A 20,642-nucleotide genomic window follows, 5' to 3' on the forward strand; every position below is an offset into this window, starting at 1 on the left:
TTATGTATCATCATAGAAAAAAGAGAAGAACCTATTAAATGGAGCGTGATTCACATAAAAATTATAGGTATTAGCCTTTTAATAGTATGGTGCTTAATGGTTTTTTCTTTAGGCATCGATATGCTACAAGGATTTGATGTTTCTCAGGCATTGTATAACGCTGTGAGTCCTTTTCAGGTAATGGAGGTTGCCGAATTATTTGTACTCTTTTTGCTTATTTTTCTTTTTTTGTTGAAACTGCATATCTTTTTATAAAGAAAAGGAATTAGAGCAAGTAGCTACGCAGCTATAAGTTTCTATTTTTAAATGTATGAAATAAAGTAATAGAAATTTAGCTCAGGCTATTCGTTTCAACCCCCTCTTTCATTAATCAATGGTTCACATAAAATATTTCATCATCTAGATTATTTAGTTGATTTTTTATCCATTTCCTTACGTTGTTCATTCTGGCACCAAAAGCCATTTGAAAAAGACCGGTTAAATGAAAATCATTAAAGTGGATTCTCTTTAATTGGATAAAAGCCTCGTTGTAAGAAGAAAAGCGTAGCTGTTTGAAAAGGAGATCATCCATTGCCTCTCGAATATATTCTTCATTTTTCCAACAATTCATGGGAACATGAGCAAATTGCCACGGCCTAAAGACACCAGGATAAATCGCTTCAACTATTTGAAAAGGAGAATAGCCTAAAAGGGTAAAGGCGCCCCCTAAACCATGTTGTTTAAAAAAATGAAAATTAATTTGAGAGGGTATTTCTTTCATGGGAATCTTCATATTTCCCTCTATTACATATCTTACCGCCTCAATGGCCCTTCTCTTTCCTTCTTCTCCGTCCCAATATTTATCAGGAGTTTGTTGAAACTCCCAAGGTTTAAATTTTCCTGGGTAAGCATTATCTATGACTTCATAATAATTCCATCCATATAGCATGGCAGGGGGTCTAAGACGATGAGACCATAATGTATTTGCTCCTACTTGCAAAGGGATTTCAACGATGGGGATCGATAAGTGTTGTTCAAGTAAGTAGCATGTCATGTAGCGCATATATTTTTCCCCTTCATTACCTGCAAAAAAATAATTTGGAAATCGTTTTCTCCTCTTCTCTAGAACATCTTTATAAACTTCAATGACTTGTTCTCTTTTCACTATCGAAAGCCCCTTTTAAGAAATTATATTTTATTATCATTGTGTATAATAATGGAATTTATATGCAAGTAAGGCTAAATCTCTATGAGATACATATTAAAAAGACAAGAAAAGCTACTGATTTTTTATCAGTTTAAAATACTTAAATTGTTTTAACCCGATGAACATCTGTAATTTCTTTCTTGAGTAGAGCAAGCTACCTTTTTCTATTTGGAGGTAGCTCTTTTTATTGTAAAGAAGGTCCGGTTTAATTATTTAATTAACCTAATGAAAATCATAAACACAAAGCATAGAAAAGCACCATTCTCTTATACAGCCCTCATAAAATTACCGGTTTTGATAGAAGAAAATGTGGAATATCAAATGTAAGATTATTTTGGGATAAAGGGGAGACAGGTATGTTTGGATGGAGTGATATGCCGAAATTATTATTTTCTTTTTTAATTGTCATTCCACTTGTGTCTGTTATTCACCAACTAGGGCATTCATTTATGGCTATTATTTTAGGTGGAAGGGTCGATTTTACCATTGGACAAGGGAGAACGATTTTTAGGTGGAAAAAAATCAAAATAAAATCTATTTATTTTTTGCACTCCTTTTGTATTTACGAAAAATTAAAGTATGATAATCGGTTTACTCATGCTTGTGTTTATGCTGGAGGTACCATAGCTAATTTAGCGTCTATACTTCTTGTGTATGGTTTAATTATGTTGGGTGTTCTCTCAAAGAATCTCTTTTCTTACCAATTTGTTTATTTCTCTATTTATTATATTGTTTTCTCGCTCTTACCCTTTGAATATTCAGAAACGAGTTTAAGTGATGGGCGAGCTATCTATGATGCATTGAAATATGGAAAGATAACATGTAATCCGGATTAACAAAGGAAAAGTGGCTAATTAGAACTGTACATCCACAACGTATATTAACGTGGCAACGGTACTGAAATAGATACTGATTACCAAACGAAGTAGTTATTCTTTTAATACTAAGTAGCTACCGCACTAGGTGATGACTAGATGGTCATAGAATATGTGCTGGGTTTTTATATGCTGAGGGCTTGTCCTAATCGCTTATCTTTTTCATGAAACAGTCGAGAAATGAGAAGATGTCCTTTTATATAAGAGAAAAGCTCTAATCAGGAAAAAAATAACAAGGTTAATGAGTTTTAGTGAAGGGTAAAGTCAATTAAATAATTTAGAAGGAGGGAAGTATTAATGGAGATTCTATGGATGCTAATTGTAGGTGGAATTATTGGATGGCTCGCCGGTTTAATTACAGGACGCGATGTTCCTGGAGGTATTATTGGTAATATTATCGCTGGCTTTATTGGTTCTTGGTTAGGCGGCCTTATCTTGGGAAGTTGGGGGCCAGTCATTGGCGGTTTTGCAATCATCCCAGCAATTATTGGATCAATCATTTTAGTATTAATTGTAAGCTTTCTTTTAAGAAAAATGGGTCAAAAAAAGAATCATGGTCATCATGTATAAAATCAAAAAAACTTAAATTGGAGTGACTAAAAATGAGAGAAGAAAATAATTCTATGCTATATGATTTTGTTGATGGTAATCAATTTGAACTAGATTCTTATCTTACTTATTTGTTCGATCAAATTAATAATTATAGTGAAATTCTGTCAGAAGATTAATGAGATTACAGATATTTTATTATAAAGAAGCAGACAAAAAAATAATAAATCAAAATATAGTATAAGCGACCTTAGTAACTTTGTTTACGGTATATAGGGTCGCTTATTATTATGAAAAATATTTAAAAATAAAGTAAGGATATGCTTCTTTACTGCAGTAGGTCAGGAGTAAACGGATCTAGAATATGCGCTTTTTTTATAGATTAGGGATTAGCTTCCTCACTTAAACTGAAGTATTTATTACTCAACCTTATTGAACATAAACAAAAGGCCCCTTTAAATTCTGAAAGGCCTGGTTATCATATATTTATATTTTATATACTCTTCTTCATACCACATTCTCTACATTCACGTAAGAAAACGTCAGCTTTTACGGAGCTTTTGAAGTAAGCTGAGTTGCAGTTATCGCAACGGCCACTAACTTTATCCGGAAATTTAGCATAGTCATACACTTTATCAAAATCGATCCTTGCTCTTTTATTTCTTCCAGGTTGATCACTCCTTTCTATTTGACTAACACAATTAGGTCTATATAAAAGGTGTATGTTAAAATTACTTTGTTTTTTCCACTAGTTGCACCTGAAAAATTTGCGTTTCTTGAATACCTGCTCTTTGGAGTTCCTGTTTAAATGATTCTCTTTGAACCGTCACGTAACGTGTAGACTCTAAAATTGTATATGAATGTACCTCTACCCAATTAAGTGATTCCTGCACACGATTTCTTCAGGAACTAAGCCACGCGAACATCAATGAGCTCGCTTAATCTCATTTTATTCTTTAACTCAAATACATCATCAATAAAAATAAATAAATCCCCAAGAGAATCAACAAACTGAATGAATCCTTTCTTTGTTATGCAATGACCTTGCTTATAGTATTTCTTAAAGGCATAGACTCTTTCACGCTACGAAAGGTTAATATTTAAATAACAGTTCGTCGTTATTTAAATATTTTTCACTTCTATGAGGCTTGTCTAAATAAAATGTACGCGAAATGAATAATAATCTTCTTGATTTATCTGTTGTATATAAATATAATGTAACTGAAGTACGCAAAAAGAGAACATGAAATTTAAAATACACTTTTCGTTATTATCATTTTTTGATTCCATTCATTACCTATATGCAAGAAACGCATGTTTATTATAATGAGATTACAGTATGAAGAGATTGAAGGAGATACCCCAACTTAATGCTGTAGTTTCGTTAATTAAGTTACACCTGGAATAAATACTAAATTTCTTTAGCTTTCGGAGAAGATATGTGTAGTTACTACGATTGAGATTTTTTGAAAGCGATATCATTTTATTAAAAGAAAAACATTTTAAGAGATTTAATTATTTTAACAAGTTATAGAGATATCTAGTGTTATTGCTACCTTATCTCTAGACACTAGATAAAGAAGAAGATACTTCTTTACCTGAAATGGGAGAATAATAGATTAGGGTATTATTGTCTAACATTCATATAAATCTATAAGTGACTGTCACTAGATTTATGTGAATGTTAGACAATAAACAGGATTTCAAAAAGGTTAAAAGGATAATAGAAAATCTCTTTATAAACGATACTATATGCTCAGGTATATAAGGTGAGCCGAAAAAGTGTATTTTACATTAAAGATTTTGAAAACGCTTTACTGGAGGGGGGGAGTTAATTTCAAATTATATGATTACCATTTATTTTAAAGAATATTTACACATTGGACTTATTTTTAATTATTGTCTTTTTTTATAGACGCTAGCCTAAGCATAGGCTCTCTTTAAGTGTTTTAATGAACTGCAAATTGAAAGGGGTTACAACTATGAAGAAATTAGGATTAGCTACACAAATATTTATTGGACTTGCGTTCGGGATTGCTATAGGCGCTATTTTTTATGGAAATAATACAGTGATGGCCATTCTTCAACCTTTAGGGGATATTTTTCTTCACCTAATTAAAATGATTGTTATTCCTATCGTTGTATCCGCACTCATCGTATCTATAGCTGGTGTAGGTGATATTAAAAAGTTAGGAAGACTAGGTGGAAAAACCATTCTTTATTTTGAAATTGTGACTACAATTGCATTAGCAGTGGGCTTATTGGCCGCAAATTTATTCCATCCAGGTACTGGTATAGATATGGGAAACCTTGAGAAAGGTGATATATCCAAATATGAAGAAACATCTAAAACGACTGAGAGTGCAGGTGTAGCAGCTCAAATCGTTCATATCATCCCAACTAATATATTCCAATCATTGACTGAAGGAAATTTATTAGCGATTATCTTTTTCTCAGTCTTATTTGGTCTAGGAGTTGCAGCAATTGGAGAAAAAGGCAAACCAGTTTTAAACTTTTTTGAAGGTGTACTAGAATCCATGTTTTGGATGACAAACTTAGTTATGAAATTTGCTCCATTTGGCGTATTTGCTTTAATTGGTTTGAATGTGGCGAAGTTTGGAATTGGTTCATTAATCCCTTTAGGAAAGTTAGTACTCGTTATATATCTGACCATGATTTTCTTTGTTTTTGTAGTATTAGGTATTATTGCAAAAATGGCTGGAACTAATGTTTTAGTCCTTATAAAAATCTTAAAAGATGAGTTAATTTTAGCGTTTACAACCGCAAGCTCTGAAGCAGTATTGCCAAGGTTAATGACTAAAATGGAGAACTTTGGTTGTCCGAAAGCTGTTACATCATTTGTTATTCCGACAGGATATACCTTTAACCTTGATGGATCATCCATTTACCAAGCCATTGCTGCCCTTTTTATTGCACAAATGTATGGCATTCATTTATCTTTCATAGAACAAATTACACTTTTACTTGTATTGATGTTGACTTCTAAGGGAATGGCAGGAGTTGCAGGAGCATCATTTGTTGTTGTATTAACAACATTGGGCTCAATGGGATTACCTTTAGAAGGTATGGCATTCATTGCTGGCATTGATCGCATCTTAGATATGCTTCGTACATCTGTCAACGTAGTAGGTAACGCATTAGCTGCTATTGTGATGTCTAAGTGGGAAGGCGGATTCGATAAAGAAAAAGCAAAGCATTATACAGATTCTATTAAAAAATCAGATGTAGCTTAAAATAATTTATTTGTTTATAAAGAAGGAGATTAATATTATGACAGATATGGGAACGATTGAAAAACAAGATGTAAGAATTGAAAAAGATTTCTTAGGAACGAAAGAAGTGCCTGTCAGCGCTTATTATGGAATTCAAACATTACGTGCAGTTGAGAATTTTCCAATAACAGGTTACCAGATTCACCCGGAACTCATTAAAGCATTAGGAATTGTTAAAAAAGCTGCTGCTCTTGCTAATATGGAAACAAAAAGGTTATATGATGGGTTGGGTAATGCAATTATTGAAGCAGCAGACGAGGTTATTGAAGGAAAAAGAAATAATCAATTTATTGTTGATCCAATACAGGGTGGCGCGGGGACCTCAATGAATATGAATGCAAATGAGGTTATTGCAAATAGAGCTTTAGAGTTACTTGGTCATAAGAAAGGTTCTTATTCCGATTTAAGCCCTAATAGTCATGTAAACATGTCACAGTCAACAAATGACGTATTCCCAACTGCTATCCATATTGCAACGCTTAATCTGTTAAATAAGTTACTGAAAACAATGAATTATATGCACAGTGTATTTCAGAAAAAAGCAGAACAATTTGATTCTATTATAAAGATGGGACGTACTCACCTACAGGATGCGGTTCCAATCCGTCTTGGTCAAGAATTTGAATCATATAGTCGTGTTCTTGAGCGCGATATGAAACGTATTAAGCAATCCTATGGACATTTATATGAGGTTAATATGGGAGCAACTGCAGTTGGAACGGGTTTAAATGCAGATCCACGTTATATCGAAAATGTTGTAAGATATCTAGCAAATATCAGTGGTTTACCACTTAAGAAGGCCAATCATCTTGTAGACGCGACTCAAAATACAGATGCTTATACAGAAGTCTCTGCTAGCTTAAAAGTGTGCATGATTAATATGTCTAAAATTGCAAATGATATCCGATTAATGGCGTCTGGTCCTCGTGCAGGATTAGCTGAACTTATACTACCATCTCGTCAACCTGGTTCATCTATTATGCCTGGAAAGGTCAATCCTGTCATGCCTGAAATGATTAATCAAGTAGCTTTTCAAGTTATAGGTAATGATCATACAATTTGCCTGGCATCGGAAGCAGGTCAACTTGAACTAAATGTGATGGAGCCTGTTCTTGTATTTAACTTGCTTCAGTCAATCAGTATTATGAATAACGCATTCCACGTCTTCACAGACCATTGTCTAAGAGGCATTGAAGCAAATGAGGGACGTTTAAAAGAGTATGTAGAAAAAAGTGTAGGGATTATTACAGCCGTAAATCCACATATCGGATATGAAGTAGCAGCACGAATTGCTAGAGAGGCTATTTTAAATGGAAAGTCGGTACGAGAACTATGTTTGCAATATGACGTATTGACTGAGGAGGAGCTTGAGTTAATTTTAAATCCCTATGAAATGACGAACCCAGGTATATCTGGCAGCTCTCTTTTTGACAGAAATTAATTTTTAAAGCGTGCTCCATATTAAGTTTATCGTATAAGCCACCTACTTTGGATATCCTTGGGTGGCTTATTTTCTATATACACATAAAAATATACCAACTACCCTTCAAACCATGCTATTTTTTATAGTCTAAATACCACCTAAATGCTTTTCTTCATGCCACACTCTCGACATTCACGTAGAAAAATGCCACCTTTTATAGAACTTTTGAAGTAAGAGGAACTGCAGTTATCGCATTGGACACTAACTTTATTCGGAAATTCAGCATAGTCGTAAACTTTATCAAGGATGATTTTTTGCTACTCTTTCTCTTCTATATAGTAAGAAAGCAGTCTTTGAATAGTTAAAGGACTGCTTTTTTACTTCATTCTATAATGAAGCTAACTCTTTCTTCTTCGTTCACATGTGAAAAATAATTTCAAATCTGTATAGCAGAAAGGAATTTATAGAAAAGCTGTTAGGATTTATTTCCTTTAAATATGATCTTTCTTTTCTCCTGTTTAATCCGTTTTAACCGTAATTCTATCTTTTTATCTAACGCTCTATACAGTATTTCGCTAGTTGCACATATTAAAAATAGGATTAGAGTAATAATTGCAGCCTTTGGTACATGAAAATAGAAACAAAGTACGACTCCAAGTAGTGACATAGCGTAAATAGAGTTGGTTACCCATCTTCTACTTCTATGAGCTTCTAGGTTTCTCTCAAGTAATTCTTTTTGCCCTTCTTCTTTTTTTGTATCTTTTAAATGATGGTATGTAGAATTCATCGCTTTTTCTCCCCCATGAAAACTAATTGTAAATTATCTCTGTATTAAATATCCTATATGTTTCAATTAAGGAAAAATATGAGGTTTTTCCTTTTTCATATTATATACGAACAAACGTTCTTTTTCAATAAAAACTCTAAAGTTTTCCCGAATATGGATATTGCCTCTACTTCATCTTTCTACATTTTATAATTTAGGGGTCATTTACATAGTCATCCGTATTAAGTTTTAAATAGAAACCCACTGGGTACATGATATACACAATAAGGATGGAATTAAATGTGAAAAGAAGTTTTCGTTTAATTAAAATTTAAGGGGATGGGAAAATGGGAACAAGAAAACGAGTTGCAGGGACTTTTTATTCGGAGCAAGAAGCGATACATGCAATTAAGGGGTTAAAACATCAGGGTTATCGTGAAACAGACATATTAGTAGTAGCAAAGGATAGCAATAATACTTTACAGTTAGGGACTGAGACGAATGTAATGATAGAAGCTGGAACACCAGCTGTAAGTTCGTTGGCAGGTGTGATGATGGACAGCTTTCTTACCATGATGACAGGTGGAATGATTTCTACTACCCAAGCTGGTGGCCTAACTTCAAAACTTGTTAGAATGGGGATTCAAAACTTTACTGCAAAACAGTGTGAAATGGATGTAAAGGAAGGGAAAATCCTTGTCCTAATTGATGTGGATGAAACTCAAACAATTCCTTCATATACTACGGTTAGGGAGTCTCCATACGAGACAAAGGGGCATAGGTCAGTGCTACTTCGTGAAGAGCAACTTAATGTAAGGAAAGAGCGAGTTCAGACTGGGGAAATACAACTTCGTAAGGAAATTGTAGAAGAACTACGAACTATCCAGGTTCCAGTTATGCGTGAGGAAGTCTACGTAGAACGCCGCCCGGTCATAGACGGTCAGTATGATGGTAGCCCATTGACAGAGAACGAGATCATTCGTATTCCTATTATGGAGGAGCGAGTTGAAGTAACCAAGAGGCCTGTAGTTGTGGAAGAAGTCATCATTGGTAAGCGTAAAATTCAAGAGATTAAAGAGATGAAGGATACTGTTCTAAAGGAAGAAGCAAAAATTGAACAGTCAGAACTCCCCGCGATTCCTGAACTTGCTGACTCTGAAATCTATCAAAACATGGATAATCACGTAGATCAAAGTTACCAAGAAGTTGCAGCTGCAATTGCTTCTGATGCTTCAAAGGAGGAAAAAGTTAAACTTTCAGCCGATAAGAAACAAGAAGCTCAACTTAAAGTGACAACTTCTCCTGTTATCAAAGAGATTGAAGAGGTCACAGCCTCAGTAAACAATCAGAAACCAGAAAGTCATGTTGAAGATACGGGTATTACTACTTCTGAAAAAGGGAAGAATAATGAGAAATCAACAAACAAGCAAAAGAAATAAGTATATCTCCTCTATGGTTTATAGCAAAGAGAATAATTAGGGATATTTAAGGAAGGGCTGCCTAGCTGTATTGGCAGCTTTTTTTATTTTTCTTTAAATTAACATAAGTAATGTTTTTAAAATCAAAAAGAATTAAAATAACCCATCAAAATGAGCATAAACAGGTAATAGAATAAAAGAAATGACTTTCATTACTGGAGGTCATTTCTTTTATTCCTAAAAGTCCTGGAGATTATATCAAATTTCAACAGGTATTCTCACTAAATTCTAGAAATATTACTTATCAAATAACTTAAAAATATTTCCAAATTTGATAAAAGAAGGTGATTGAATGGAGCGAAAGAAATTTATTGAATACATTGATAAGTTACTAGAACAATCTGATGCGTGGAGAAAGGATGCGGAGAAAAGAGAAGACTGGAACAGTGCTTGTTTTTACCAAGGTGAGGTCAAAGCTTATGAGAGAGTAAAGAGATTGGTTAATCAGCAGTTACATGTATAAATAAAAATTACAAACCTAACTCAGAAATGAGTAGGGTTTGCCTTATTTCTTTTTCTAGTTTACATAAGATAGATTATAGGAACCAATTTGTTTTAAGAAAAAGAGGCACTTATGGCACGCTTTACTTTCCTTAACTTAGCGTTGTATTGGTTAAGTCCTTGCCTTATTTTTTATATAATCGATCAAACTTTATTTCAAATAAACAGCCACTTGTTTTTCCTGATAATCTATTAGGAAAAACAAGTTAAATTCCTTTTAAAATCGATTACGATAGTAGAATTTAGCATACTTTGATATAGACTTACTTAATAGCTTCAAGCGCCTGTTTCAAATAATCCATTTCAGAGATTATATCGTCTATCTGTCGATTTAACTGATTTACTTTATCAAGAGTATGCCGTGCATCTAATAAATTAATTTCTAACATTAAGCGATTTGCTTCACTCTCAAGGTCTAATTTTTTCACAAATAATTTCTCATGCTTTTTTATAATTTCGTTTTTTGGGTTCTTTATATTGTTTTCTTTCATACTTTCACCTCACTGTTATAAATTTTGTACGAATAATTAATCGCGGTCGTAAACCGTTCATCTGTTTTGCTTAGCATTAAATATCCTCTCCCATCCGATAAATGAATACAACTACTTATAAAAAATAATAGTTTTACAAATTACTCTAGATGACGATAAATATGAACTTTGTAAAAGCTCATAACTAGCTTTTTTTATCAGCGTCATTTATTTCTCTTTCAATAAGAGATACTGAAATTTCAAATGCTTGTATCCGTCTTTTAGCTAAGGTAATTTGAGATTTATATCTATTAGAATTTTCTTTAGCTTCAAAAGTCTTTACTGTCTGTTTAAGTTTGTGTAAAGTTGAATCAATTTGACGTTTTGCTTCAACTAATTCAGATACATCAAATTGCATTTAAGTCCCTCCTTTTTATAATTCTTATGAAATTGTAGACAAGCCAGTAGTAATAGGGCCGAATGTAGAAACATCCACCGGATCTAATGGATAACCGGATTAGGTTAACATATATAAGAACATTACAGAACGTGTAATTACAGAGAATGAGCATACTTAAATGAAGAGACTTTCACATGTATTTTAATTAGAAATCTTGCTCCTTCCACATGAGTCCAATTTCTTGCTCTCGTTGCAAAACCTTTTCCAAATAGCGCTCAGTTGTCTTACGATCACTATGCCCTAGTTCTTTCTGGATTAAAAAAATATCTGCTCCCTGCTGCCTACTATAAATCGCATAAAAATGACGAAAGTAATGAGGTGTAATCCTGTCAGTCCGTTCTTTTACAAAAGGTAACTCTGTTCGTTCAATAATACGTACAATATAATTACTTAAATTTTTATATTGATAATATCCTCCATCTTTGGTTGGGAATAGTGGCCCTTGATCACTTGAATTTAATGCTGTGCTGACGTGTCGTCGTTCTCGAAAAGCAAGAATGCGTTCATATAGCGATGGATGAAGTAACTTATCAAATTTCTTTCCACCCTTCCCTACTCCTCTTAGTCGATAATGACCACTTAAACTGTCTAGATATACATCTCCCCACGAAGCTTTAGCTATTTCCTGTACACGCAATCCTGTCATCGCCAACATCGTTAACAATCCATAATTAATAGGATGGTCTTTGTAGTGGTCTAGAAGCTGTTTGACTTCATGGTAATACAAATCTCGATTAGGAATTTCTTGCTCAGATAATGACGTGCTTAAGATTTCTTTGTGTAATGGATGCTGAATATACTTCGTTTCATGTAGCCATTTCATAAAACTTTTTAAAATTGTCATTTTAGCGTCTAAAGTTGCAGGTGAATAAGGTTTACCTCCCTTTCCTAGCAATGCGGTGCTTAAATAACCCTGGTAGTTCCGCATATGCCAAGGACGTAGGTTTTTAAAAATAGTTTCTTCTATATAATTATCTACATCTTGGCGTAGGAACGATTCACTTTCTACAGCATACTGATAAAACTGCAACAAAGTTCGTAAGTATTCGGTCTTTGTATTTTCTTTTCGTTCTCTGTCCTTTCGAATGTGCTTTCGCTGATGGACATAGTAGTACATCATTTCTTCATCCGTAAAATCACTGAACATATCTTCGCTTTTTCGCTGGTGATGCTCATTTCTTTCTTCTAATGCATCATAATATTTATTATCTAGCATCAATGAAACAATTTTATTAGTATCCCCTTTTCTTTCTCTTACTTCTGTTCCTATATGTACTAATGAGAAATTTCGCATAAAACCTCTCCTTTCGTAAAATATGTCTTCTTATTTATAGATCTCCCTTGTGTTAAGATAATTTTTATTCTATTTAAAGGTTAAGTTTGTATTTATATGTATATAAACGATAAAAAACCTTTAAAACGTAATAATAATATTACTACCAATATTTAAAATACTAATTATCTTAATTAAATATCTAATGATTTTTTAATTAAATGTTTGTTTAAAGTTATTTATTATAGTTATTACTTATTAATTGTAACTGATTTAAAAGTTAAAGTATAAACTTATTTTCTATAAATATAGTTTACTATTTATATAGTTTGTAGAAAAATCTCCTATTTGTCATCAGTTGAAGTAAATGGTAAAACATAATATTATATAAGTTAGTTTCACTATTTACATATAAGTTAAAAAAACTTTCAACTTATAACTATACATAAATATGATATAATTAAGTATTGAATATAAGAAAAAGAATAGGAGTGTATGTCATGATTGATAATCCTGTTAAAATTATTACGATTGAAGATGTGATGGAGATGTTAACTATTTCATCAAAGAAAACCATTTATACATATATTCAACAAGGAAAATTAAACCCTATTAATAAAGATGACTGGCATATCGAAGGACGTTATGAATTTGATATCGAGGATGTTGTTCGTTTACAAGAAGAGTTAAAAAAGCCAGGACTTACGACAAAAGAAGTCGCGCATCAACTGGATATCTCGGTCACAACGGTGAATAAGTATATTAAGCAAGAACTGTTACCTGCGTTTCAAGAAGAATACCGGGGCATTAATTGTTATTTTGTGAATGAAGAAGATCTAGAAGCGTTTAAGCTCACGCATGAAGTAGGGCGCAAACCGAGTAAGCGTCATTTTTATCATGCCGAACAAAATATTGCGCTATTTCAGCTTTTTGTGAAGAAAAATGAAGAAAAAGAGCAGTTTGCCCGTATCATCTCTGTAGAAGATCCAATTATGGCTGTTACAGAACAACATGAAGAGATAACATTAGAGGAGTTACTTCACCGAGGCTTTGAAGCAGCCTACGAGATTGAATCAAAAAAAACTGTTACCAAAGAAGGCTATGCCACATTTGCCTTTAAGCAAACAGCCTATGCGAAATCACAGCTTTATAAGCTCATGGATTTGTTCTATCAGTACCTAAGCCCGACCAACATGAGAATTACGCCACAAGAAGAGAAAGAGCAATTTATCGTTGAAATCAAACCTGTATTATTGACGGAATCAGCACAAGAAATCGTTGAGTTATTAGAGTCGGTTCTTGTCTCAGGGAAGATTAATAAACGCAGCCGTGGGATTTATATTGATAGCGATCTGGAAGTTGTACGCGTAAAGATATCAAGTGATTTAAAGCAAGAATTGCAGCAAAAAGCCAAGGAATTAGGCAAAAAGAATGTAGAAGAATTGCTATTGTACGCTGTACAAAAATTATAGGATAGACTGAAATCTAAAGACAACAAACTCACCAGTTTGTTGTCTTTATCTATTATAATGAATGATCTATTTGTCATCAGTTACAGTAAATAGTGAAACTAATTATTTTTACGAAATACTTTACTATTTACTTAACGTAATGGATTTTATCGGTATGAAATAGAAAAGATACCTTTTAGTTTTAATGTTAAGTAACCGTTTTCATTTTCTGCTTTCTCAAAATGATTTGATAGGTTATAATAAATATCTACAAAAATATTAAATGATATGTAAGTAACAAGCAATTACACCCTTAATATTTAGCTAAAAGAAAAGCCCACCTCTGACAAATCAGGTGGGTTTTTCTTTTTTAGATGTATATGGTATACATCCTTAGTTAACATAAAACGAATTAAAGGAACCATGAGAAGATTATATAATAATGGATTTTCTAAGCATCAAAATGATTCTAATTTCATAAATTCATTTCTGTGTGTAGAGTAAACTTCCTTATTCCTCCTACATTTGGTGGAGTTCTAAATATTCTTTTAATGTTTGCTGTAACGTCCCTTTTGTTTCTGCTTTTTCTTCAAAGGAGATTCCTGAGTGAATCATTGCCCGCACCAGGTCCGCACGTAAACCTGTAAGAACAGCCTTACATCCCATCATTGAAATTCCAGTTAATATTTTTTGGAAATGATCAATGACATACATCTCCATGTTAGCAATTCCAGACAGGTCTATAATTAATGTTTGAATCTTTAAATCTGAGATGCCCATCAGTACTTTCTCCTCAATCGTTTGGATACGATTAATGTCAATCATTCCGATCAACGGTAGTACAGCTACAGATTGGCTAAGTGGTATAATGGGTACCGATAAATTTTCAACCAAGTCCCTTTGGGAGGCAATTAATTCATCTTTATACTTGGAGTAACTAATAACAAAAGTGTTAAGAAATTGATCAATTCTATCATTAATTCGCTTTTCTAAGGCATAGAATTCTTCAAGGTCATTAAAATGGTTATTTATTCGATCATATTGATAGAGAAAATGCCATAATGTTCGCCTAATGGCCTGTACCCATTCTAGTTTGAAGGCAAGAGTTAAGGCGTGCTCCGCCCATGCTACGCCTTCTTGCTGAGCGAAAGCAATGAGTTGATCTTCTTTTTGTTCTACGACATATAGAGATAACTTTTGAGCATTTTTTAAAAGATCAATATTTCCTGTTTCTAAAATATCATTAATATTAGAGGCTACGTTAACCGCCTCTGATAAGAGTTTGTCCTGGAAATTTTGTTTGTTATCTTTAATAAAATCCGTCATTTTCTCCCTCGGATTATAAATAATCTCCATTTTGAATACACCCCTTATTGTTTATTGATTATTATTATCCTTAATTAATAAATATCGCCAAATGAATTATTATTTATTTTTATGCCCTATACTACCCATACTAAATATGTTTTTAAATAATATCCTTTATTTCCCACATTTAAATATATATTTCAAGTACATCTTTTATATCATATATATCCGTGGTTCCCAACCATGATACATTTGTTATATAGTTTCTAACCTTAAGGTGGAATTACACTTTTTTACAAATTTATTTCATTTTTAAAATATTTATTTCAATTATTTGGAGCTAATAACTTATATATATACCCTATGGTAAAATAGATTAAACTTTAAATTGCGAGAAATGGGTTGATGATAAATGACAATAATTAAAATTAAAGAAATGTTAGAAACTTTATTACAGTATGAAGACAGTGAAATTACTCATACCATTTGTAGTAAAAATAATACCTTTTCTCTCAGTTATTCTAAGGAACTAAAGAATTTTCAAGTAAAGAATATTGAAACGGGTCATATTGAATATTTTCCAGATGTGGAGGCTACCTCTTTAGCTTTGTATAGAATAATAAGTACTGTGGAAAAAGAAGTCACTGAGTAATAAATCATTTTTAAAGTTTACATAATCAGATTATAAGAAGCAAAAAGAGCCTGAATTATTTAGAAAGAACTTCCTTTTGGTTTGAATATATAAATTCTTTTACTTCCACAAAAGAGAGGCCTAATTGATAAGCTTCCTTCATAAGACTTATCCACTCCTGATCAAGCCCACCATCTTCTTCTTTTAACACCCACAATTCCTCCAACCTTCCTAATCGGAATTAATTAAATTCTAACATTCAACAACAATATATTAGAAATCGATACTATTTATTCAACATATTTCTTTTAATGTCCTGCAACATAAGTCTTTTTATATAATTAATTAAGATTTAATGTAGAAAAAAGCAAATTTTTTCCTCACATGAATTCTTTCTATTTTAAAGATTTATTTCATATAAATCTTTAGTTGTGATCCTGTTCATTATAAGCACCAAAACATTTTTTATAAAATATGTTTTGATTTCTATGATAAGGGTAGAGTATTAAGCTGGATTGAATTTTCAAGAAACATTCTTTTTTAAGTTTGTTTCTTTTTTTTTGGTAATTATAGAATAAATAATAAACAGTAAATTGAGCAAACTACACAAGATGTCGCCAAACATTGACGTATACAACTAAATTCTGCAACAGAAAAAACCTACCTCTTTTGACTGGGAAGAGATAGGTTTTTTTGTTTTTTGAATGCATTTTCAAATAAAGATATTTAATGTCTGGAGATTAACTCACTCATTAATCTGTTTAAAGCAAGGTATACGATCTTATGCTCTGTATTCGTCAGTAAGAGCAGGTATTAACACTTATATTTTTTATGAAATAATTTACTATTTACTTAAATAACGAGGGATATAATATGGAACAATTTAACGTTTTACTTTAAAGCGTTAAATTGTTAATCTGTTATTAGACAATCTTTCTTTTAGTGTTATTCCTTAGCCCAAAGTACAAACCATATATAGTGGTCTGTGCTTTTTTTAAAAAAGATTTATTTTAATATCGAGTGAATAGATCTATTGCTTAAAATAAGTACAGGATACAGCCATTAAGTGGTCAATTTCTTTTTTCGCAATCGGTTTAACCTTCGTTGAACCCCATACCTTGATCGTCCTATAAGTTGACCGATTTCTTGTTGAGTACGACCTTCCTCGTAGAACATATACCATAGACGGGCATCTTCTTCTTCAGTCCACTGTTTCTTTTCATATTTCGGACGATTATAATAATCATATTTCCGTTGTTTCCTTACCCAATCCGGCTCTGGCAAAAGAGTATTTGTAGGTATTTTAGAAAAATTAAGGAGCTTTTTATTTTGCTCAGCCCATTTCCAAAAGGCTGATACTTCAATTCCTACAAATTTTCGTGTTTTTGCCCTCGTGATTTTATGAGGAAATTTCTTTTTTTGAATCCATTTATAGATAGTATGAACATCAATTTGAAGAAAACTTGCTAGTTCATATACTGTAATACTTCCTGTATAAGCTCTTACTCCATATACGCCTAAGCGATTTAATCTAGACTCTAATGCTGGTATACTTCGCTGCAGTCGTTTAGATATGTGTTTAAGAGATTTGGATCCATAATACTTTAATAGGTATTCATCCTCTTGATTCGTCCATCTCCGCAGTGTTTCTCGTCGTGTTAGTTTTAATATTTTAATACGAGTAGCAATAGAAGAAGGTGTCTTACCTAAATGATTTCCTATTTCCCGGTTATTCATGATATTAATGTTTTCTTTTAAGAAAGTATCTTGTTCCGTTGTCCATTTTTTATGTAAGCAATTCTCTTCATTTCGAAGGTTTAATCGTACAATCCGTTTATTAACAGATTCTTTGCTACGATTTAAGTGTTCACCCATTCTTTGGAACGTCATCTGTCCATATTGTTTTTTAAGGAATAAATCTTCCTCCGTTGTCCATAGCTTTTGATTTTTACTCAATGTTATCTCCCTCCAGTGCGTGTAGAAATCTTAAAGTGAAGAAGACAGTAAAAAGGACGTTAGTGGTCTGTACTAACGCCTTTGATGATATTTATATTTATGGATTAGTAGTGCTTTTATTTATGATTACCTAAATTAGTTATAGTATGGCGTATTATCGGTATGTATATAATATATCATATTTTCACATGGAGAAATAAATATAAATTTCTCTTTATAAAGCTATAAAGTACTTAGGTATTACTTTTCTAAACTACAGAAAGTCCATTATAATTTAGCCTATACTTCGACGTACATTTGTCTAAAAGGATGTTCCTTTTTGGACGCTATTAGTTATTAATTGACTTGTAGAATCGATTTACGCTAACATTGAACAAACTTAATACTCCAAAGGGGAGTAGCTGTACAACAAAAGTCGTCACTACGAAACATTTTGTTTCGGCTTTGTTGGCAATCTTAATTGTTAGCAAGACCTTTGCCTACATTTTTAGTTAGGTAAAGTCTGTGTTTATACATCAAGCGCTTTTATCTACTAAAAAGATAAAAGCGCTTTTTGTTTTTTATAGATTTAAACTAATTATGAGGAGTGGTTAAATCATGTTCAAGAAACTGTTTGATTCACTAATGAATAATAAACATAAGCATTACAGTAGTAGTGATTACAAGAGAGGAAAATCAAAACCTTTTAAGAGTTATAGCAGTAGTGACGATTATAGAAAAGGCCGTGATCATCATGGAAGTTATGGACATCATCATTATAAGAGAAAAAGAAAGAGTGGAAGTTTCTTTAGTAGTTAAATAAAAAAAACACCCTTATTCTAAAAGCATTTGAAATGGTAACTTTTTAAAGGAGTCTATAAATGGAGTTAAATAATAACATATATTTTTTCTTCATAAAGACTATTTTCTGAGACAAGCATATGTATAAAAAGCTGCATACTCCGGAGAAAGAATCCTTGGTAGAAGGCTTATACATAATCGGCAGTCTTTGTTGTAGTTATTCTTCATAATTTGTATTAAATATAAATAAATATAAGCTAATTCTAGAAGTATATGTTTTACTTATCTAAAAGAAGGGAATAATAGGGTCAACTTGATAAAGGGAGTGATCTTATGCAAGCCGATATGACGGTCGAAGAAGTCAAAGCCCAAATCCAGTACTTAGGAACAAATGGACAATCTCTAAAAAAGAAAAAAGTAAAGCAAACACATCCAAAACTAATGAAAAATGCACTTTATTTTTTCCCTAGCTGGGAACATGCTATGGTAGAAAGTGGTGTAAATGGCATATAATAAGCAGAAACTCAGTCTTTTTTGACTGAGTTTCTGCTTATTATATATAGAAAGCTTTTAAAGGAAAAAGAATGATGGGTGTGGAATACAAAGAAAAACGGTTGCACAAAGATAGGAGAGATAAAAGACATGAATGCTACATTTAATCAACTTTTATCAATGAAAAATCTACGTGACGTTAAAAAAACAGAAATTTTAGTGCAAATGGAACAAGCTTCAAAAAATAAAGATAAAGAAACCCTCTTACGATTAACTAAACAGCTTCGAAGTATCTCATAGAATACCCTCTGTAATAGAATTAACCCACTAACAGGAAGACTTTACATGAGAACAATAAAAAGCGACTTATCTATCCTAATTCGAACAGTAAGGTCGCTTATCCTATTTTTCATTCATATATTTACCCTTCCACTTTACAATATGTGTACATTTATCATGTTATATGTTAATCTTCTAACTGAATTACATCGTTATCCTGAGATTGATTGAATAAATAAGTAAGGTATGAATGTAGTTCGAATCGGTCTTCATCAATAAAATTAGAAAACACCTGTTTATATTCTTTCAACATCTTTTCCTCCTTTATTTATGTTTCTTACTTCTATCATTACCTATCTAGTAATCTCTTATACATCCAAATTAATAATGTACTTATTGATTGTATTAACTTGTATGTACGAAGTTGTATGTAACACAACACAAAGTTAAAAAAAGTTCATTCTTTCTTTTTGTATGGGCTCCACCTGCGCCAAATAAAACGATAGCCACGCATGCTATCCACCTGATTTCATTATAAAAGAAAACGTTTACATTATAAATAGTTATATCTGTAATTATAAAAAGTGATTATATTATTTTTATGGACTTTTTGAAATATACGTAGATTTTAAGAGCGTAAAATACCCTGGGTAAATAAAAATATTCTTCAATGTAAAGAGATAATTAGTGATCAAACGATCGATAGGAGATATTCATGTGCAATACTCTCTGGGAGTTATTCTAAAGGGATCCCTCTTTTTATGTCGAAAATTAGCAAGTATTAAGGAGGGTTAAGGATAATTAGTGAAGGTTGATTGTAATGTCATATTTAAAGCAAAAATTATACTGCTTTGTGGTTATATAACAATGGTACTTGTGAAATTAAGGAACAAGATTCATTAGGAAAAGTTAAATTAGTATCAGTTTCTGAGTTTAAAGTGCTAAAAACATCGTTTTTTTCTAATCCGATGTTTTTTAAGTACTTATAAATTTAGTTTTAAGGGTTAGAAAAGATACATTTTCACGAATGGGTTGTTAACTGTCGTCAAGAGGATAGTTTAAGTGAAAGTGTATTAAATAAAAGGTTTTAAGATTTATACACAATGTAGACAAATAGCGAATAAGGGACACTTTTTATGTAGTGGCCCTTATTCGGATTATAATTCAACTCTTCCAGGTATTTTTTATTAGGAAATGAATAGTTTTATCGTGTGAATATTCAATTTTTATCTAGATTTGGCCTTTTGTTATTCAAATTCATACGAGATTTTTTATTGTCTATTAGATGCTTAATTTCTTTGAAGCTTACAAAACTTTTATTTTGTTGATCTAAAAGTCGAAAACGCAGGGACTTCAAGCTTGTGCTTAGTGTAATTGTTGTTGCTTTCTGTAATGGTGGCGTAGACTCATGCGCCTTTTCTAAATTATAGTTTGGAACTCTTGGAGCCAAGTGATGTACATGATGGAAACC

The 20,642-nt window shown here is 32.2% G+C and carries 22 protein-coding genes and 1 pseudogene; 12 read left to right on the forward strand and 11 right to left on the reverse strand.

From position 1 onward, the window contains the following. The first annotated feature begins 96 nt into the window (after positions 1 to 96). Entirely contained in the window at positions 97 to 255 is a 159-nt protein-coding gene (locus tag AC0KUU_RS24255; protein WP_473453298.1) for a YczF family membrane protein, read from the forward strand. Positions 256 to 370: 115 nt separating this feature from the next. On the opposite strand, the gene AC0KUU_RS24260 is transcribed toward AC0KUU_RS24255, so the two are convergent. After that, positions 371 to 1,144 (reverse strand): DUF4046 domain-containing protein, encoded by a 774-nt coding sequence (locus AC0KUU_RS24260; protein ID WP_322552751.1) that lies wholly within the window; start codon positions 1,142 to 1,144, stop codon positions 371 to 373. Positions 1,145 to 1,542: 398 nt separating this feature from the next. On the opposite strand from AC0KUU_RS24260, the gene AC0KUU_RS24265 reads away from it, so the two are divergent. After that, on the forward strand, positions 1,543 to 2,022 hold the full coding sequence (locus tag AC0KUU_RS24265) for a site-2 protease family protein (protein ID WP_043981779.1): 480 nt from the start codon (positions 1,543 to 1,545) through the stop codon (positions 2,020 to 2,022). A 336-nt stretch (positions 2,023 to 2,358) separates the two neighbouring features. Further along, positions 2,359 to 2,631, forward strand: coding sequence for a GlsB/YeaQ/YmgE family stress response membrane protein (locus tag AC0KUU_RS24270; protein ID WP_028408939.1), 273 nt, complete (start codon positions 2,359 to 2,361; stop codon positions 2,629 to 2,631). 472 nt (positions 2,632 to 3,103) lie between these two features. Here AC0KUU_RS24270 and AC0KUU_RS24275 read toward each other — a convergent pair whose 3' ends face one another. Beyond that, positions 3,104 to 3,256, reverse strand: coding sequence for a DUF8096 family protein (locus AC0KUU_RS24275; RefSeq protein WP_473453315.1), 153 nt, complete (start codon positions 3,254 to 3,256; stop codon positions 3,104 to 3,106). Between the two features lie 1,336 nt (positions 3,257 to 4,592). On the opposite strand from AC0KUU_RS24275, the gene AC0KUU_RS24280 reads away from it, so the two are divergent. Both AC0KUU_RS24280 and aspA read left to right on the forward strand, forming a co-directional pair. Next, the gene (locus AC0KUU_RS24280) at positions 4,593 to 5,864 is read left to right on the forward strand and encodes a cation:dicarboxylate symporter family transporter (RefSeq protein WP_043981780.1); all 1,272 of its coding nucleotides are present in this window, start codon (positions 4,593 to 4,595) and stop codon (positions 5,862 to 5,864) included. Between the two features lie 46 nt (positions 5,865 to 5,910). Then, entirely contained in the window at positions 5,911 to 7,344 is a 1,434-nt protein-coding gene (aspA, locus tag AC0KUU_RS24285; RefSeq protein ID WP_322552765.1) for an aspartate ammonia-lyase, read from the forward strand. Positions 7,345 to 7,484: 140 nt separating this feature from the next. Here aspA and AC0KUU_RS24290 read toward each other — a convergent pair whose 3' ends face one another. Both AC0KUU_RS24290 and AC0KUU_RS24295 read right to left on the reverse strand, forming a co-directional pair. Beyond that, positions 7,485 to 7,637, reverse strand: coding sequence for a DUF8096 family protein (locus AC0KUU_RS24290; RefSeq protein ID WP_473453317.1), 153 nt, complete (start codon positions 7,635 to 7,637; stop codon positions 7,485 to 7,487). A 164-nt stretch (positions 7,638 to 7,801) separates the two neighbouring features. Then, a complete protein-coding gene (locus AC0KUU_RS24295) occupies positions 7,802 to 8,113 on the reverse strand; it encodes a hypothetical protein (protein WP_028408938.1) in 312 nt (103 codons plus the stop codon). A 326-nt stretch (positions 8,114 to 8,439) separates the two neighbouring features. Between AC0KUU_RS24295 and AC0KUU_RS24300 the strand changes: the two genes are divergently transcribed. Both AC0KUU_RS24300 and AC0KUU_RS24305 read left to right on the forward strand, forming a co-directional pair. After that, complete coding sequence (locus AC0KUU_RS24300) at positions 8,440 to 9,531, forward strand: YsnF/AvaK domain-containing protein (RefSeq protein WP_322552750.1); 1,092 nt, start codon at positions 8,440 to 8,442, stop codon at positions 9,529 to 9,531. 331 nt (positions 9,532 to 9,862) lie between these two features. Then, a complete protein-coding gene (locus tag AC0KUU_RS24305) occupies positions 9,863 to 10,033 on the forward strand; it encodes a hypothetical protein (RefSeq protein ID WP_165574757.1) in 171 nt (56 codons plus the stop codon). A gap of 301 nt (positions 10,034 to 10,334) precedes the next feature. Here the strand turns inward: AC0KUU_RS24305 and AC0KUU_RS24310 are convergent, their stop codons facing one another. The 3 genes from AC0KUU_RS24310 to AC0KUU_RS24320 form a co-directional block, all read right to left on the reverse strand. Continuing rightward, positions 10,335 to 10,562 carry a hypothetical protein gene (locus tag AC0KUU_RS24310; RefSeq protein ID WP_165574758.1) on the reverse strand — a complete coding sequence of 76 codons (228 nt, stop codon included), beginning with the start codon at positions 10,560 to 10,562 and terminating at the stop codon, positions 10,335 to 10,337. A 184-nt stretch (positions 10,563 to 10,746) separates the two neighbouring features. Beyond that, a complete protein-coding gene (locus tag AC0KUU_RS24315) occupies positions 10,747 to 10,959 on the reverse strand; it encodes a hypothetical protein (RefSeq protein ID WP_043978770.1) in 213 nt (70 codons plus the stop codon). Between the two features lie 187 nt (positions 10,960 to 11,146). Beyond that, a complete protein-coding gene (locus AC0KUU_RS24320; RefSeq protein ID WP_322552749.1) occupies positions 11,147 to 12,295 on the reverse strand; it encodes a tyrosine-type recombinase/integrase in 1,149 nt (382 codons plus the stop codon). 479 nt (positions 12,296 to 12,774) lie between these two features. Here AC0KUU_RS24320 and AC0KUU_RS24325 point away from each other — a divergent pair, with 479 nt between their 5' ends. Next, positions 12,775 to 13,746 carry a helix-turn-helix domain-containing protein gene (locus AC0KUU_RS24325; protein WP_322552748.1) on the forward strand — a complete coding sequence of 324 codons (972 nt, stop codon included), beginning with the start codon at positions 12,775 to 12,777 and terminating at the stop codon, positions 13,744 to 13,746. A 498-nt stretch (positions 13,747 to 14,244) separates the two neighbouring features. Here AC0KUU_RS24325 and AC0KUU_RS24330 read toward each other — a convergent pair whose 3' ends face one another. Then, positions 14,245 to 15,081, reverse strand: coding sequence for an STAS domain-containing protein (locus AC0KUU_RS24330; protein WP_473453303.1), 837 nt, complete (start codon positions 15,079 to 15,081; stop codon positions 14,245 to 14,247). A 364-nt stretch (positions 15,082 to 15,445) separates the two neighbouring features. Between AC0KUU_RS24330 and AC0KUU_RS24335 the strand changes: the two genes are divergently transcribed. Next, positions 15,446 to 15,685 carry a hypothetical protein gene (locus tag AC0KUU_RS24335; RefSeq protein ID WP_043978780.1) on the forward strand — a complete coding sequence of 80 codons (240 nt, stop codon included), beginning with the start codon at positions 15,446 to 15,448 and terminating at the stop codon, positions 15,683 to 15,685. Positions 15,686 to 15,740: 55 nt separating this feature from the next. Here AC0KUU_RS24335 and sinI read toward each other — a convergent pair whose 3' ends face one another. Next, positions 15,741 to 15,875: a DNA-binding anti-repressor SinI gene (sinI, locus tag AC0KUU_RS24340; RefSeq protein ID WP_116733209.1), complete on the reverse strand. Its 135-nt coding sequence runs from the start codon at positions 15,873 to 15,875 to the stop codon at positions 15,741 to 15,743. Positions 15,876 to 16,726: 851 nt separating this feature from the next. Continuing rightward, entirely contained in the window at positions 16,727 to 17,620 is an 894-nt protein-coding gene (locus AC0KUU_RS24345; protein ID WP_322552746.1) for a MarR family transcriptional regulator, read from the reverse strand. Between the two features lie 597 nt (positions 17,621 to 18,217). Between AC0KUU_RS24345 and AC0KUU_RS24350 the strand changes: the two genes are divergently transcribed. From AC0KUU_RS24350 to AC0KUU_RS24360, 3 genes are all read left to right on the forward strand, one after another. Next, complete coding sequence (locus AC0KUU_RS24350; RefSeq protein ID WP_025751504.1) at positions 18,218 to 18,418, forward strand: hypothetical protein; 201 nt, start codon at positions 18,218 to 18,220, stop codon at positions 18,416 to 18,418. 315 nt (positions 18,419 to 18,733) lie between these two features. Continuing rightward, on the forward strand, positions 18,734 to 18,913 hold the full coding sequence (locus AC0KUU_RS24355) for a hypothetical protein (protein ID WP_043978786.1): 180 nt from the start codon (positions 18,734 to 18,736) through the stop codon (positions 18,911 to 18,913). Positions 18,914 to 19,042: 129 nt separating this feature from the next. Beyond that, positions 19,043 to 19,192 (forward strand): phosphoesterase, encoded by a 150-nt coding sequence (locus AC0KUU_RS24360; protein ID WP_097825524.1) that lies wholly within the window; start codon positions 19,043 to 19,045, stop codon positions 19,190 to 19,192. A 1,198-nt stretch (positions 19,193 to 20,390) separates the two neighbouring features. Here AC0KUU_RS24360 and AC0KUU_RS24365 read toward each other — a convergent pair. Then, positions 20,391 to 20,642: pseudogene (locus tag AC0KUU_RS24365) on the reverse strand (fatty acid desaturase); the annotation flags it as partial.

Source organism: Priestia sp. ST2 (genome assembly GCF_055810735.1).

Coding starts and splice junctions, on each gene's coding strand:
- AC0KUU_RS24255 (WP_473453298.1), top strand. CDS start 97: ATGGTTTTTTCTTTAGGCATCGATATGCTACAAGGATTTGATGTTTCT.
- AC0KUU_RS24265 (WP_043981779.1), top strand. CDS start 1,543: ATGTTTGGATGGAGTGATATGCCGAAATTATTATTTTCTTTTTTAATT.
- AC0KUU_RS24270 (WP_028408939.1), top strand. CDS start 2,359: ATGGAGATTCTATGGATGCTAATTGTAGGTGGAATTATTGGATGGCTC.
- AC0KUU_RS24280 (WP_043981780.1), top strand. CDS start 4,593: ATGAAGAAATTAGGATTAGCTACACAAATATTTATTGGACTTGCGTTC.
- aspA (WP_322552765.1), top strand. CDS start 5,911: ATGGGAACGATTGAAAAACAAGATGTAAGAATTGAAAAAGATTTCTTA.
- AC0KUU_RS24295 (WP_028408938.1), bottom strand. CDS start 8,113: ATGAATTCTACATACCATCATTTAAAAGATACAAAAAAAGAAGAAGGG.
- AC0KUU_RS24300 (WP_322552750.1), top strand. CDS start 8,440: ATGGGAACAAGAAAACGAGTTGCAGGGACTTTTTATTCGGAGCAAGAA.
- AC0KUU_RS24305 (WP_165574757.1), top strand. CDS start 9,863: ATGGAGCGAAAGAAATTTATTGAATACATTGATAAGTTACTAGAACAA.
- AC0KUU_RS24310 (WP_165574758.1), bottom strand. CDS start 10,562: ATGAAAGAAAACAATATAAAGAACCCAAAAAACGAAATTATAAAAAAG.
- AC0KUU_RS24315 (WP_043978770.1), bottom strand. CDS start 10,959: ATGCAATTTGATGTATCTGAATTAGTTGAAGCAAAACGTCAAATTGAT.
- AC0KUU_RS24320 (WP_322552749.1), bottom strand. CDS start 12,295: ATGCGAAATTTCTCATTAGTACATATAGGAACAGAAGTAAGAGAAAGA.
- AC0KUU_RS24325 (WP_322552748.1), top strand. CDS start 12,775: ATGATTGATAATCCTGTTAAAATTATTACGATTGAAGATGTGATGGAG.
- AC0KUU_RS24330 (WP_473453303.1), bottom strand. CDS start 15,081: ATGGAGATTATTTATAATCCGAGGGAGAAAATGACGGATTTTATTAAA.
- AC0KUU_RS24335 (WP_043978780.1), top strand. CDS start 15,446: ATGACAATAATTAAAATTAAAGAAATGTTAGAAACTTTATTACAGTAT.
- AC0KUU_RS24350 (WP_025751504.1), top strand. CDS start 18,218: ATGTTCAAGAAACTGTTTGATTCACTAATGAATAATAAACATAAGCAT.
- AC0KUU_RS24355 (WP_043978786.1), top strand. CDS start 18,734: ATGCAAGCCGATATGACGGTCGAAGAAGTCAAAGCCCAAATCCAGTAC.
- AC0KUU_RS24360 (WP_097825524.1), top strand. CDS start 19,043: ATGAATGCTACATTTAATCAACTTTTATCAATGAAAAATCTACGTGAC.